Below are 14,118 nucleotides of genomic sequence, written 5' to 3'. Positions count from 1 at the left end.
GCCAAGGGGCCGGACCATTAGCACGGGGAGACCGGTGAGCAAAGCCAGGCTTTGGCGCGCGATCGGGCTGATGAGCGGCACGTCGGCCGACGGCATCGACGCGGCGCTGATCGAGACCGATGGCGAGGGGCAGGTGGTGACCGGCCCCGCGCTGTCCATCGGCTACGACGCCGACTTCTCGGGCCGTATCAAGGCGCTGTACGGGCAGTGGCAGCGCAGCGCGGCGCTGGATGCGATCGAGGATGCGTTGACCCGGCTGCACGCGGCGGCGGTCGAGCGGCTGCTGGCCGATTCCTGCATTGACCCGGCGTCGGTCGACGTGATCGGATTCCACGGGCAGACCGTTGCCCACGACCCGGCCCGCGGCCGCACCTGGCAGATCGGCGACGGTCCGCTGCTCGCCGATCTGCTCGGCATCGATGTGGTCCATGACCTGCGCAGCGCCGACGTCGCCGCCGGCGGCGAGGGCGCCCCGCTGGTGCCGGTCTATCATGCCGCGCTGGCTGCCGGGCTGGAGCGCCCGCTGGCGGTGGTCAACATCGGCGGCGTCGCCAACGTGACCTGGCTGCCGGCCGACGGCAACCCGATCGCGTTCGACACCGGCCCGGGCAACGGGCCGATCGACGACTGGGTCGGCGCGACGGCGGGGCTGCCCTGCGACCGCGACGGCCGGCTGGCGGCATCGGGCCGCATCGACGAGGACAGGCTGGCGCGCTGGCTGGCCGATCCCTATTTCGCGCGCCCGGCGCCGAAGTCGCTGGACCGCAAGGACTTCGCCGATGTCGATGCAGGCGGGCTGTCGCTGGAGGACGGTGCCGCGACGCTGACGGCGTTCACCGCCTGTGCGATCGGGCGCGCGGCCGAGAGGCTGCCGGCGGCGCCGCTGCGCTGGCTGGTCACCGGCGGCGGCCGGCACAACCCGACGCTGATGCGGATGCTGGCCGACGCCGTCGCTGCGCCGGTGGCGCCGGTCGAGGCTGTGGGCTGGGACGGCGACGCGTTGGAGGCGCAGGCCTTTGCCTATCTCGCCGTTCGTTCGCTGCGCGGGCTGCCGCTGACATATCCCGGCACGACGGGTGCGCCGGAACCCCTCACCGGCGGCCGGCTCGCCGCTGCCCGGCTTCAGGCCGCCTCGGCCAGCCGCTCGTCCAGATAGGCGTCGACCAGCCCCATCATCTCGTCCATGTGGCGGGCGAAGAAGTGGTCGGCGTCGGGGACCGACGAATAGGTGATCGTGATCCCCTTCTGCATGTTGAGCTTGTCGACCAGCTTCTCGACGTCGGCCTTGGGCACGATGTCGTCGCGGCCGCCGTGCACGATGATGCCGGAGGCCGGGCAGGGCGCCAGAAAGGTGAAGTCGTACATGTTGGCCGGCGGCGCGATCGAGATGAAGCCGCTGATCTCCGGCCGGCGCATCAGCAATTGCATACCGATCCAGGCGCCGAAGGAAAAGCCGCCGACCCAGCAGTTGCGGGCGTTCGGGTTCTGTGTCTGCAGCCAGTCAAGCGCCGACGCCGCGTCCGAAAGCTCGCCCTCGCCGCGCGCGAACGAGCCCTGGCTGCGACCGACGCCGCGGAAGTTGAAGCGCAGGGTGGAGTAGCCGCGCGACACGAAGCTCTGGTACAGCGCGTAGACCACCTTGTTGTGCATGGTGCCGCCATGCTGGGGGTGCGGATGCAGCAAAAGGGCGATCGGCGCGTTCGGCTCCTTGCTGCGGGTATAGCGACCCTCCAGCCGGCCTTCCGGCCCATTGAATATCACGTCGGGCATGTCGACTTCGATCCCCCACCCCTGATGGTCTGCCACGCACACCCCGGCCGCGAATGGCTGCCATCAGGCCCGTCCGAGGTGCGGCGGAGGGCTGTTGATCCGCCGTGACGAGACCTTATATGGTGCGTATCGAGCGGCGTGTCCTACTCGATTTCGCAAACGAAATGCAAGTGTGACGCGCGCCGCGGTGGCCGGAGGAGGCCGGAAATGTTCAGACGCCTGCGCGAAGACATCCGTGCCATCCGCAGCCGCGATCCCGCGGCCCGCTCCACGTTAACCATCCTGTTCTGCTATCCCAGCCTGCATGCGCTTGCGTTCTATCGCATGGCCAATGCCTGCTGGCGCGCGCGCTTCTTCTTTCTCGGCCGGTACATTTCTGCGCTCGGCCGCTGGTTGACCGGCATCGAGATACACCCTGGCGCCACCATCGGCCGCGGCCTGTTCATCGACCACGGTATGGGCGTGGTGATCGGCGAGACAGCGGAAATCGGCGAGGACGTCACCCTCTACCACGGCGTGACGCTCGGCGGCGTGGCGCCGTCGGTCGACAGTGCCAGCCAGCGCGGCGTCAAGCGCCACCCGACGCTGGGCGACGGCGTGATCGTCGGCTCCGGCGCCCAGATCTTGGGGCCGATCGTCGTCGGCGAGAATGCGCGGATCGGGGCCAACGCGGTCGTCACCAAGGACGTCGCGCCGGGCACCACCATGGTCGGGATCCCGGCGCGGGCGGTGGTGCGCGAAAAGGCCTGCAAGGACAGCTTCGCGCCCTACGGCACTCCGCTCGGCGACCTGCCCGACCCGGCGGCGCGGGCGATCCAGGGCCTGATGGACCAGGTGACGGCCCTGTCGGCGCGGGTGCAGGAACTGGAACATGCGGCGCGCGACCGGGTGCCGATGTCCGGCGCGTCCGGCCAGGACGGCGAGGCGGCCGCGAAGGTGCCGCCCTGTTGAGCCCGGCCGGGCCGCCGAACGGATGACGCGGCCGGATGACGACGAGCCGGACCTATCTCGACTACAACGCATCGGCGCCGCTGCGGCCCGAGGCTGAGGCCGCCATGGCCGAGGCGATGGCCATGGCCGGCAACGCCTCGTCGGTTCATGCGGAAGGGCGGCGGCTGCGGGCTCTGGTCGACCGGGCGCGCGACAGCGTTGCGGACGCGGTCGGCGCCCGTCCCGGCGGGGTGGTCTTCACTGCCGGTGCGACCGAGGCCAACAACCTCGCCCTCGGCTTCGGCCGGGAGCGACGGGCGATCGTCTCGGCGATCGAGCATGATTCCGTGCTCCAGCCGGCATCGGAGTCGGCTGGCGTGTCGGTGGCGGCAGACCCCGACGGGGTCGTCGACCTGGCGGCGCTGGAACGGGCGCTGGCTGCCGCGGACGGGCCGGCGCTGGTCTCGCTGATGCTGGTCAACAACGAGACCGGGGTGATCCAGCCGGTGGCCGAGGCGGCCGCGATCTGCCGGGCGTACGGCGCGCTGCTGCACTGCGATGCCGTCCAGGCGCTTGGCCGGATGCCGGTCGACATGGCCGCGCTGGGGGCGGACATGGTCTCGCTGTCCGCGCACAAGATCGGCGGCCCGCAGGGCGTCGGTGCGCTGGTGCTGGCCGAGGGCGTGGCGCCGCCGCCGCACACGCTCGGCGGCGGGCAGGAGGGCGGGCGCCGGGCTGGCACCCTGAATGCCGCGGGCATCGCCGGCTTCGCCGCGGCGATCGAGGCTGCGCTGCGCGACGCTGCCCAGCAAGAGCGGCTGGCGGCCTGGCGCGATGCGATGGAGGGCGCGCTCGTCGCGGCCGAACCGCAGGTGCGGGTAATCGGCGCCGGGTCCGCACGGGTTGCCGGCGTCAGCTGCCTGGCGATGCCCGGCTTCGCGGCGGAAACCGCCATCATGGCGCTGGACCTGGCGGGTTTCGCCGTGGGCGCGGGGTCCGCCTGCTCGTCCGGCAAGATCGGCCGCAGCCATGTGTTGCAGGCCATGGGACTGCCGGCCGACGTCGCGCGCTGCGCGATCCGGGTCAGCGGCGGCTGGGCGACCGGGCCGGACGACATGGCGCGGTTCGCCGACGCATGGCTGGCCGCCGCGCGGCGTGCGCGGCGGGCGGCATGACTTGACAGGACGCCGGGCGCTCTCCCATACACCGCCTTTCTGAAACGCAATGCCGGACCACGCCGGCCTTCTCCACCTCGGACCCGGACCCTCAGCCATGCCCAGGATGACGTTCATCGAACCGGACGGCACGCGGCGCGAAGTCGATGCCCCGCTGGGCCTGTCCGTGTTGGAGATCGCGCACCGCCACGGCATCGACATCGAGGGCGCCTGCGAAGGTTCGCTCGCCTGCTCGACCTGCCACGTGATCGTCGACCCGGCCTGGTACGGCAAGCTCAACGAGGCGTCGGAGGACGAGGAGGACATGCTCGACCTCGCCTTTGGCCTGACCGCCACCTCGCGCCTCGGCTGCCAGTTGATCATGACCGAGGCGCTCGACGGGCTCACCGTCCGGCTGCCGGACGCCGTGCGCAACCTGCTCGACTGACCGGCCGGGTCGTGACCGGCAGCCTGTTCGCGCGACTGAAGGCGGACTGCGCGGCCGACTGGAAAGCCTATGTCGAACACGCCTTCGTCCGTGGCCTGGCCGACGGTTCGCTGCCCGAGCGGGTGTTCCGCGCCTATCTGGTCCAGGACTACCTGTTCCTGATCCAGTTCGCCCGCGCCTATGCGCTCGCCGCCTACAAGGCGGACCGGCTCGCCGATATGCGCCAGGCGGCGGCCGGCCTCGACGCCATCCTCAACACCGAGATGGCGCTGCACGTCGCCTTCTGCGCCGGCTGGGGCATCGACGAGGCGGCGATGGCGTCGGCGCCCGAGCACCCGCACACGGTCGCCTATACCCGCTATGTCCTCGACACCGGCCTCGCCGGCGATCTGCTCGACATGCATGTGGCGTTGGCACCGTGCATGCTGGGCTATGCCGAGATCGGGGCGCGGTTGCTGGCCGACCCGGCGACCCGGCGCGACGGCAATCCCTACCGCCCATGGATCTAGATGTATGGCGGCGCCGAGTTCCAGGCGGTCGCCGCGGCCGAGAGCGCGCTGATCGACGACCTGGCCGTGCGCCGCGGCGCCGAGGCGCGCCATGCCGGCCTGAGGACGATTTTCGGCACGGCGACCCGGCTGGAGGCCGCCTTCTGGCAGATGGGCTTTGACATCGGCGCGATGGCGCCGGACCGTGAGCCATGACGGACGAAGCGCTGGGGGATGACGGTTCGCAGCGGCCGGCCGGCCGCTGGGCGGGCATGCGAGGGCTGCAGGGCTCGCTCGGTTGGCTCGCGACCGGGTGGTGGATCGACCGGCCGGCCCTGGCCGGCGTGGTCCGCTTCCTGTTCCCGCTGTCGCGCGTCTGGGCCGCGGCCGACCTTGCCGACGGCGACGTCGCCAGGCTTGCGCATGCCGTGCCGATGCCGATTCCCGGCTGGCTGCGCGGGCGCACCGAGCAGGCGCTGGCCAAGGTGCGCGAGGCACGCGCGGCCGCCCAGGCGGCGATCGAGGCCCGCAACGCACTGTTCTGGAGCTGCGATGCACCGGCGGCGGAGCGGCTGCAGGCGGAGGAGTCCCGGCGCATCGCGGCGACCGATCGCTACATGAACAGCCGGGTGTCGTTCTGGCACCTGCGCGCCTTCGGCAAGCCGCCGCCGCTGCGTCTGCACGTCAAGACGCCGGACGAGGTGCACGGCGAGATCGGCGATGCGGCGCGCGAAACGGCCGCCTGGTTCGCACCGCCGGACGGCGATGCGATCGAGGCGTCGCACACGATCCGGGTCAGCGCGACGCGCGAGGACTGCTGGCTGCGCCTGCGCTCGCCGGTGCTCGGCGACAGCTACACCGTGCGGGTCCGCGCGCCGGTGGGCGTGACCGATCCGCCGACGGTGATCTACGGCTCCGGCGTCGGCATGGAGACCGACCTGTGGTGCGACCCGCTGGACGACTTCGCGGCTTTTCTCGACCGCGGCATGCGGGTCGTCGAGCTGTGCTCGCCCTGGCACGGGGTGCGCCGGCTGCCCGGCTGGTGGTCGGGCGAGCCGTTCTTCGGCACCGCTCCGCTGGGACCGATCACGCTGTTCCGCGCCCAGGCGCTGGAGATCGCGGCGCTGACGGCATGGGCGCGACGAACCAGCGCCGGTCCGGTGGCGCTCGCCGGAGTCAGCCTCGGCGCGCTCGCCGCCCAGGTCGCCGCCAGCGCCAGCGCCGACTGGCCGAAGGCGCAGCAGGCCGACGCCATGCTGCTGCTGACCACGGCCGAGCGTCTCGACCGGCTGACGTTCGACAGTGCGCTCGCCCGCGGGCTGGGGCTCGACCGTGCGCTGACGGCGGCCGGCTGGACCCTGCCGCTGCTGGCGCCGCTGCGGCCGCTGACCGATCCCGTGCGCACCCCGCCGATGGGCGGCGGCAACATCGTCATGGTCCTCGGCACCGAGGATGCGGTGACGCCCTATGCCAGCGGCGCCGCGACGGCGGAGCGCTGGTGCGTGCCCGAGGCCAACATGTTCGTCGGCAAGCGCGGCCATTTCAGCACGCCGATCAACGCCCTGCGCGACCAGCGCCCGCTGGACCGGCTGGCGGCGCTGCTGCGGGGCGCCTAGCTGGCGGATTTCCCGTTTCGGTGCGATGGCCTATATCTCCGAGCCATGGAGGCAGCGGCACAGATCCTAGCCCCGGTCATCGGCCACAAGGCGCCAGCGGAGACGCGCGTGGTGGTGGCGATGTCGGGCGGCGTCGACAGCTCCGTCACCGCCGCGCTGCTGGCCGAGGCCGGCTATGACGTGGTCGGCGTCACCCTGCAGCTTTACGACCACGGCGCGGCGACCGCATCGCGCAAGGGCGCCTGCTGCGCCGGCCAGGACATCCACGACGCGCGCCGGGTCGCCGACCGCCTCGGCATTCCGCATTATGTGCTGGACTATGAAAGCCGGTTCCGCTCCGCGGTGATCGACGAGTTCGCCGACGCCTATCTGCGCGGCGAGACGCCGATTCCGTGCGTGCGCTGCAACCAGACCGTCAAGTTCGCCGACCTGCTGTCGACCGCCCGCGATCTCGGCGCCGACGCCATGGCCACCGGCCACTATGTGCGCAGGGTCGTAGGCCGCGACGGTGCCGAGCTGCACCGCGCGGCCGACATGGATCGCGACCAGAGCTATTTCCTGTTCGCGACCACGCGCCGGCAGCTCGACTTCCTTCGCTTCCCGCTTGGCGACCTGCCGAAGCGCGAGACCCGCTCGCTGGCCGCGCGCTTCGCCCTGCCGGTCGCGGCCAAGCCGGACAGCCAGGACATCTGTTTCGTGCCGAACGGGCGCTATGCCGACGTGGTGCGCAAGCTGCGGCCGCAGGCATCCGGCGGCGGCGAGATCGTCCATGTCGACGGTCGCGTGCTCGGGCGCCACGACGGCATCGTCGGCTACACCATCGGCCAGCGCCGCGGCATCGGCGTCGGCGGCGTCGACGGCGATGCCAGCGCACCGCTCTATGTGGTCCGGCTGGAGCCGCAGACCCGGCGCGTCGTGGTCGGTCCGCGCGCGGCACTGGCGCGCGACCGCGTCACGCTGGCCGCGATCAACTGGCTGGGAGACGGCGACGGGCCGGTCGATGGCCAGCGTGTCCGGGTCAGGCTGCGCTCGACCACGCCGCCGGTCCCGGCACGAATGGACTGCGCGGAGGGTGCGCCGGTCCGCGTCCGTCTCGATGCGCCGCAATTCGGCGTCTCGCCCGGGCAGGCCTGCGTCTTCTATGACGCTGAAGACGGGGGGCGCGTGCTTGGCGGCGGCTGGATCGTCGGCGCGGACTGCGTTGCCGCAACCGGCATGCCGGTCGACTAGCGGTTTCGGCGACACGCACCGCCCGCGTTTGCCGGGTGCCGTGCTTTGGGTCGGGGCTGCAGAGCAGCCAGGGGCCCGGACTATGTGTCCGGGCCCCGTCGCTGGACAATCCGGCGGAGCCAGTTCGTTGCCGGATTGACCAAACCGATGTGCGGGCGTCAGCCCTCGATGTTGGCCTCCCACCATGCGTCGACATCGGCGGTCCAGCCGTCGGAGTCCTCCAGGTCGATTTCGCTGTCGGTCGGCGCGCCGTCCAGGCGCTCCGGGTCGACAGCGATGACGAAGGTCTCGCCGTCCTCGGTCACGCGCACGCGCTCCATCGAGACCGGGACCCAGTCCTCGCCGATGCCGAGCACACCGCCACGCGAGATCAGCAGATAGCGGGCACCGTTCTGGGCGACGACGATGTCCTCGACCGTGCCCAGGTCCTCGCCCTGCGGGTTGACCACCTCGGCGCCGATCATGTCGCTGGCGCGCAAGTTGACGCGGGTGGATGCCACCGGCACCGCTGCCTGCAGCCGCGCCTCCGGCGCATCGGCGTCGGTTTCCTCTGCCGCCTCCGCCATCTGCTCCTGCCGCTCCTCGGCGAGCTCGCGCATGCCTTCCACAACGTCGGTGCAGCCCTCTTCGTTGCCGGCGCGTGCGAACACCAGCGCGGCCTCGCGCAGCAGCCGCATGTCGCCGCGGGCCAGCGGCGCCGGCGCCATGCCATCGGCCGCCAGCTCGGACTGGTAGTCGTTGAGGGCGGCGCGACAGGTTTCCAAAGCCTCGTCCGCGTCTTCGGCGTGGGCGGCGGCCATGCCCACGGTCAGCGCCATCGCTGAAATGCCAAGATATCGCAGCAGCATCGTGAATCTCCATCTGCGGTTTCGATGGAGTCAGCAACGGAGAGGCGCGCTGTTTGTTCCGCGTTGATTGCAAGATTGGCCATAAATATTTTCCTGAACATGAATTGCCGAGTAATGTTCCGGTCTGTCTCTAACCTAGGTTAGGCGTGGGTCGGATTTCGTTTACTCTTCGCATGGTGACCCCGGTGGGACGGACCAAGTGTGCGCCGCAGGTTGTGGACAGCAGGCGGCCGGCCGGCCAAGATCGGCGGGATGCTGAGGCAAAGGGACGGAGACGGGCGATGCGCGCATGGCTGAGGATGGCGCTGGCGGTTCTGGCGCTCGGCTCAGCCGTGCCGGCGGCTGCGCGGGCGGATGAGGCCGAAGCGAACCGCCTGCTGGTTCAGGCCATCGCATTGGCCGCGCAGGCCCGGCAGGTGCCGGCGGGCGAAGCGGGCGTGCTTTACGCCCGCGCGGTGGCGGAGCTCGACCGAATCGTCGCCGAGCATCCGGACTCGAGCGTGGCGGTGCTGCTGGCGACCGGCCAGCCGATCGGCTCGTTCCGGCCCTGGGAGGTGCGACACGAGCTGGCACGGCTGTCCGGGGCGTCGGCCGGCGCCTCGACCGCCGCGGCTGAAACGCCTGCGCTCGACTGCGCGGCGCCGTGCACATGGCGGCTTCACTTCGCGTCGGACGGCAGAGTCCTGCGCGGCGGATCGGCGCGCATCCTGAGCAGCGCGCTGAACTTGCGCGACCACGACATCGTCATCGTCGGCACCGACTGGATCGCCGGCGAAAAGAGCATCTGGCTGGGGCGCTATGCGGCGGATGGCGCGACAGTGGTCGAGGGCAGCGCGCCGGGTACGGCCTGCGATGCGGCTGCCATGGACGGTGGCATTGCCGTGCTGGCCGACGGCCTCGGCGCGAACGGCGACCCGGGCGTGCAGGTCTTCGGCGACGACGGCGGGGCGTTGCGCACATCGGCGCTCGGTTTCGAGCCGCGCGCGATCGAACCGGACGGCCGGGGCGGCTATTTCGTGGGTGGCCAGCGCGACGACCTGCCCGTGGTCGCCGCATTCGACGCCGACGGCACGCAACGTTGGGTCTGGACCGGGGCCGACGAGCAGTTCCGTGAGGGCGCAACGGTCTTCGTGGGCGCCATGACGGCGCTGCCGGACGGGGGCGTCAGGCTGCTCGGCGTGGAGGACATGTCGGGCACTGCACCGCAGAATGACCTGCTATGGACCCTGGCCATCGATGGCGATGGCAACGGCCAGCGGCTGGTGGGCCTGCAGCGGCTCACGGTCGGAGGCGGGCCGCTGTGCAACCTGGTCGAGCGCACCTACGCGATCCATCCGCTGGGCGACGGTTTCGTTTTGCACTTCTTGCACTTCCCGCAGCCCGGGACGCCGCAGTGGACCGTCGCCTGGCTCGACGCCGCGGCGGCCGAGCTTTGGCGTCGCGACGCCCCGGTCCGGCCCGCACCCGAGGCGATGACCGACGAGATCAGGAACGCCGGCTTCGATCAGTACAGCGCGATCGCCCCCGACGGCGAGGACGGCCTGTTCGTCGCCGGCTTCACAACCAGGCCGATGCGGCGCGGCAGCGGCTTCGTGGCGCATTGGGACGACGACGGCAACGAGGTCTGGCGCACCGAGCTGCGGATGGTCGCGGACGACGAGCCGGCAGAGCTGGCGCATTTCGCCGAGGTTGCGGCGACCGCGGACGGCGGTGTCGTCGCTGCGATGACCGATGGGCTGGAGAGCCTGCGGATCAACGCCTATGTGTTCCGGCTGGGCGCAAACGGCGAAACACGCTGACCGCCGCGGACGGGTCAGCGGCGCGGACGGAAGACCGTGACGCCTGCTGCCTGGTTGCTGGCGTTGCCGCCGCCGACCACCACCGGCAATGCCGGCGTGCCGCCGGCCCGGGCAGCCGGCTGGTCGGCTGCCGGACAGGTCGTTGCGCCGTCAAGGTCGCCGACGCATTCGGCCACACGCACCATCTCCGCTGCCGCCGCCGGCTGACGCTGGGGCGCTGCGGCCGACTGGTCCAGCATCGACGCGACCCGGTCCAGCATGGCGGAAAGGTCGACCTGACCCTGTTGCGGCACCGCGCCGAACGGGCCGAAGCCGGCGCCGGCTGCGTCGCCATCCGACGCTGCGCCCGCGGTGGCGATGGTCCAGCCGTCGCCGGGCTCCGGTCCGAAGGGCAGCTGGATGTAACCGGTGCGCCACGCCACCAGCACCAGCGAGATGGCCAGGCCGATCAGCTTGAAGTGCCAGCGTCGCATCGGGCTCGCTCCGGTCGCGGTTGGTAACGGCACCAGGATAGGGGCGGGCCCGTTAACAAATTGGCGCCGGCGGCCGCCGCCCCGCGACGGGTGAAGCGGCCGGCGGGGCTATTGCCCGCGCCTGACCGTGGCGCGGCCGATCATGGATTCCGTGTCGGCCGGCAGGGCCTGCTGGCCCGCGCGCACCACGCCCACGCCGTCGCCCCGCCCGGCGGCGTCCGCTTCTGCCCGGTCGACATGGTGGATGGCGGGCCCGGTACGGGTGTCGTGGTTGGCCTGCACGGCCGCCGCCGCGTTCTCCAGCTCCTGGCCGATGAAGCCGGCCGAACCGAGCCCGCCTGCCTCGCCGCCGCTCAGCCCCGGCATGCCGGCAATCCGCCAGAGCAGGAACCCGGCGAGCAGGACCAGGCCAAGCAGGCGCGATGTGCGACTTCTCACGATGTCCGTCCCCCTGTGTGCACCGCTACGGCCATGCATCGATGCCAACCCGCGACGGCCGCGCGACCATCGGAGTGCGCGGGGGAGACTAGGCGAGAAGCGTTAAGCAATCGGAAGGGTGGGGGCGAAACCGCGGCCCGGGCCGCACCCGGGCCCCGGCCCCGGCGCCGATGTCAGAGGCTGGCCTGGCGCCAGACCGGTCCGGGCCGGCCGCGCTGCGGTTCCAGCTCGACGGCATAGAGATTGGGGCCCTCGATGTCGTTCAGCGTCACCGTCATCGTCTGGCTGGCGCCGTCGATGCGGACATGGCCGAAGAATTGCAGCCCGGCCGACGGCGGCAGGTTGACCCCCTGTTCCTCGCTCGGGTGTTTCGAGAACATCACCTGCGGCCCGAAGGTGTTGTCCATGTCGTTCGGGCCGAAGGTGCCGGCATTGAGCGGGCCCGTCACGAACTCCCAGAACGGCGTGAAGTCACGGAACCGGGCCTGGTTCGGGTCGTAGTAGTGCGCCGCGGTGTAGTGGACGTCGGCGGTCAGCCAGACCACGTTCTCGATCGCGCTGTCCTAGATGAACTTCAGCAGCTCGACGATGTCGAACTCGCTGCGCGGGGCGCCGTCGCCGTTGGCCAGGCTCTTCAGGCTGACGCGATAGAACATGCGTTGGCCGGCCGGCAGGTCGCCCAGATCCATCTTGGCTGTGTCGTCGCTGTCGGGCAGCATCGCCGGGGCGCGCAGGCGCTGGGCCTCGGCGAGGCTCTCGGTGGTCGACAGCTCCACCAGCATGCGGGCCTCGCGGTCGGCGCGGACCCAGCTCACCGCGCTGTCGGTGCCGACATCGCCCGACTGCAGCCCGTGGCTGAGCATCGCGATCGAGGCCTGGGCACGCACGATCGCCGGCGAGGCGACAAGGCAGGCGCCGATGCCGGCCAGCGCGCCGGAAGCCGCGGCGGGTCAGTCTGTGGCGGGGATGGAATGGTTGCATTGCCGCCATTCCACTGCTCGAGCCGAGAGGCCCGCACGCTGCCGATGCTGTCTTGCGGTCGGATGACGCCGCGATGATGATTCGGTTGCGGCGCGCGCACCGCGCCGCGGCCTTGACAGCGCCATGATCGGCGCATTATCTCATCGGCCCTCGCATGGGGCGGATTAGCTCAGTCGGTTAGAGCAGTGGAATCATAATCCATGTGTCCGGGGTTCGAGTCCCTGATCCGCCACCATCCCCCTTCCAGCCCGCAGGACTGACCGGCGGCTACCCGGCCGGCCTGATGTTGTGATTGGCCCGGAAAAAGTTGTCCGGGTCCCAGCGGCGCTTGATCGCGGCCAGGCGGGCCATGTTGGCGCCATAGGCGCCGGCGACCCGCGCCTCGTCGTCCTCCGGCATGAAGTTGACGTAGACGCTGCCGATGGCGTGCGGCGCGGTTCTGGCGAACAGGTCGCGGGTCCAGCCGACGAAGCGGGCGTCGTCCGCCGGATCGCGCCAGCGGGTATGGAAGTTGACCATGTAGTGCGCATCGCGTTGCGGATAGGCGGTGTCCTCGGCAGGAACCCGCGCCATCGCGCCGCCGACCTGGGCGATGTAGATGTCGCACTCCGGCCCCGGCATCGCCTGTGCCGCCGCGACCAGGCTGTCGATCAGCTCGTCGGACAGGCTGGCGAAATCGTTGCTTTTCCAGTAGTTGCGAGCACCGGCCGCCGCCATCGGGTCGAACAACGACTGCCAGGCGACATAGGGCTGCGGACCGAGCGCGCTGCCGAGCGGCGTGCCCAGCGCGCGCAGGGCCGCCAGTTCGCGTTCCGCCTCGGCCGGGTCGCCGCAGTGGCAGACCGCGAAGGCCAGCATCGGCAGGCCGTGCGCCGCCTCCGGGATGAACGGCAGCGGCGGGGCGGCGCGCAGCACTGCCCAGACGGTCAACGCATCCGAAGCCTGCGCCGCCAGCGCGCGATAGGCGCGCAACAGCGCCGGCGCATCCGCGATCGGGTGGATGATCAGGCCCGCGACCACCTGCGGGCCGACCGGCTGCAGCGCGAACTCGAAAGAGGTGACCACGCCGAAGTTGCCGCCGCCGCCGCGGATCGCCCAGAACAGGTCGGCATTCTGCGCCGCGCTCGCCTGGACGAACGCGCCGTCGGCGGTCACCAGGTCGGCCGCGGTCAGGTTGTCGATGGTCATGCCGTGCCTGCGCGTCAGCCAGCCGTAGCCGCCGCCGAGGGTCAGCCCGGCGATGCCGGTCGTCGAGTTGATGCCGGTCGAGGCGGCCAGCCCGAACGCCTGGGTCTCGCGGTCCAGATCGCCGAGTGTCACCCCGGGCTCCGCGCGCGCACGGTGCACGATCGGATCGACGCGGACAGAGCGCATCGGCGACAGGTCCAGCAGCATGGCGTCGTCGGCGACGGCGTGGCCGGCGATCTGGTGTCCGCCGCCGCGGATCGTCAGCAGCAGGTCATGGCGTCGGGCGAAGGCGACCGCCGCGATCACGTCGCCGACACCGCTGGCGCGGACGGCGAAGGCCGGGCGGCGGTCGAACATGCCGTTCCACAGCGTGCGGGCCTCGTCATAGGCGCCAGCGCCGGGCAGCGCGACGCTTCCGCGCAGCGCTGCCGCCAGCGCCGCAAGCGCATCGTCTGCGATGGCGATCGCGCCGCCATTGCGTAACCGGGCCGAAATCGCCGCCATCGACACCCTCCCTTGCGCCGTCGCCGCGTCGGGCCTGCTCCGGACCCGGGCCGCCAGCCGCAGATGGCATCCCGTGCGGGCCCTGCCGTTTGCGCCGGCAGCGGGATGTTAGTCGAATGCGACGCGCCCGAAAGCGGATTCTGACGGGGTGCATCACGCGGCGGACGGTCTTCCGTGACGCGAGTGCATACGACCGTGTGGCCGGCCGGTTCCGGTGCGTCATGGCCGCCCCCGATACAACTTAAAGTATC

14 protein-coding genes, 1 tRNA gene and 1 pseudogene are annotated in these 14,118 nt (G+C 71.3%); 10 read left to right on the top strand and 6 right to left on the bottom strand.

Going from position 1 to position 14,118, the window contains the following annotated elements:
• The first annotated feature begins 34 nt into the window (after positions 1–34).
• Positions 35–1,156: an anhydro-N-acetylmuramic acid kinase gene (locus R3F55_19040; GenBank protein ID MEZ5669489.1), complete on the top strand. Its 1,122-nt coding sequence runs from the start codon at positions 35–37 to the stop codon at positions 1,154–1,156.
• Here R3F55_19040 and R3F55_19035 read toward each other — a convergent pair.
• Positions 1,123–1,770, bottom strand: a complete 648-nt coding sequence (locus R3F55_19035) for an alpha/beta hydrolase (GenBank protein MEZ5669488.1) — start codon at positions 1,768–1,770, stop codon at positions 1,123–1,125. The genes R3F55_19040 and R3F55_19035 overlap by 34 nt on opposite strands.
• Positions 1,771–1,977: 207 nt before the next feature.
• Between R3F55_19035 and epsC the strand changes: the two genes are divergently transcribed.
• From epsC to mnmA, 7 genes are all read left to right on the top strand, one after another.
• A complete protein-coding gene (epsC, locus tag R3F55_19030; protein MEZ5669487.1) occupies positions 1,978–2,721 on the top strand; it encodes a serine O-acetyltransferase EpsC in 744 nt (247 codons plus the stop codon).
• 35 nt (positions 2,722–2,756) lie between these two features.
• A complete protein-coding gene (locus R3F55_19025) occupies positions 2,757–3,875 on the top strand; it encodes a cysteine desulfurase family protein (GenBank protein ID MEZ5669486.1) in 1,119 nt (372 codons plus the stop codon).
• Positions 3,876–3,972: 97 nt separating this feature from the next.
• Positions 3,973–4,302 carry a ferredoxin family 2Fe-2S iron-sulfur cluster binding protein gene (locus R3F55_19020; protein ID MEZ5669485.1) on the top strand — a complete coding sequence of 110 codons (330 nt, stop codon included), beginning with the start codon at positions 3,973–3,975 and terminating at the stop codon, positions 4,300–4,302.
• Positions 4,303–4,313: 11 nt separating this feature from the next.
• Entirely contained in the window at positions 4,314–4,811 is a 498-nt protein-coding gene (locus tag R3F55_19015) for a TenA family protein (GenBank protein ID MEZ5669484.1), read from the top strand.
• Entirely contained in the window at positions 4,812–5,006 is a 195-nt protein-coding gene (locus R3F55_19010) for a hypothetical protein (protein ID MEZ5669483.1), read from the top strand.
• Positions 5,003–6,406 (top strand): hypothetical protein, encoded by a 1,404-nt coding sequence (locus R3F55_19005; GenBank protein MEZ5669482.1) that lies wholly within the window; start codon positions 5,003–5,005, stop codon positions 6,404–6,406. The genes R3F55_19010 and R3F55_19005 overlap by 4 nt, the downstream gene beginning before the upstream one ends.
• Positions 6,407–6,451: 45 nt before the next feature.
• Positions 6,452–7,636, top strand: coding sequence for a tRNA 2-thiouridine(34) synthase MnmA (gene mnmA / locus R3F55_19000; protein ID MEZ5669481.1), 1,185 nt, complete (start codon positions 6,452–6,454; stop codon positions 7,634–7,636).
• 158 nt (positions 7,637–7,794) lie between these two features.
• Here the strand turns inward: mnmA and R3F55_18995 are convergent, their stop codons facing one another.
• The gene (locus R3F55_18995) at positions 7,795–8,484 is read right to left on the bottom strand and encodes a PRC-barrel domain-containing protein (GenBank protein MEZ5669480.1); all 690 of its coding nucleotides are present in this window, start codon (positions 8,482–8,484) and stop codon (positions 7,795–7,797) included.
• A gap of 281 nt (positions 8,485–8,765) precedes the next feature.
• On the opposite strand from R3F55_18995, the gene R3F55_18990 reads away from it, so the two are divergent.
• Positions 8,766–10,283, top strand: coding sequence for a hypothetical protein (locus R3F55_18990; protein MEZ5669479.1), 1,518 nt, complete (start codon positions 8,766–8,768; stop codon positions 10,281–10,283).
• Between the two features lie 14 nt (positions 10,284–10,297).
• Here R3F55_18990 and R3F55_18985 read toward each other — a convergent pair whose 3' ends face one another.
• The 3 genes and pseudogenes from R3F55_18985 to R3F55_18975 form a co-directional block, all read right to left on the bottom strand.
• On the bottom strand, positions 10,298–10,756 hold the full coding sequence (locus tag R3F55_18985) for a hypothetical protein (protein ID MEZ5669478.1): 459 nt from the start codon (positions 10,754–10,756) through the stop codon (positions 10,298–10,300).
• A gap of 108 nt (positions 10,757–10,864) precedes the next feature.
• On the bottom strand, positions 10,865–11,194 hold the full coding sequence (locus tag R3F55_18980; protein MEZ5669477.1) for a hypothetical protein: 330 nt from the start codon (positions 11,192–11,194) through the stop codon (positions 10,865–10,867).
• Positions 11,195–11,367: 173 nt separating this feature from the next.
• A pseudogene (locus tag R3F55_18975) lies at positions 11,368–12,057 on the bottom strand (alkaline phosphatase D family protein).
• 276 nt (positions 12,058–12,333) lie between these two features.
• Here R3F55_18975 and R3F55_18970 point away from each other — a divergent pair.
• Positions 12,334–12,410: transfer RNA gene (locus R3F55_18970), tRNA-Met, on the top strand.
• 32 nt (positions 12,411–12,442) lie between these two features.
• Here the strand turns inward: R3F55_18970 and R3F55_18965 are convergent.
• On the bottom strand, positions 12,443–13,867 hold the full coding sequence (locus R3F55_18965; protein MEZ5669476.1) for an FAD-binding oxidoreductase: 1,425 nt from the start codon (positions 13,865–13,867) through the stop codon (positions 12,443–12,445).
• Between the last annotated feature and the right edge of the window lie 251 nt (positions 13,868–14,118).

This window comes from Alphaproteobacteria bacterium (assembly GCA_041396705.1).
Lineage (GTDB): Bacteria > Pseudomonadota > Alphaproteobacteria > CALKHQ01 > CALKHQ01 > CALKHQ01.
This window is presented reverse-complemented; position numbering and strand designations above follow the sequence as displayed.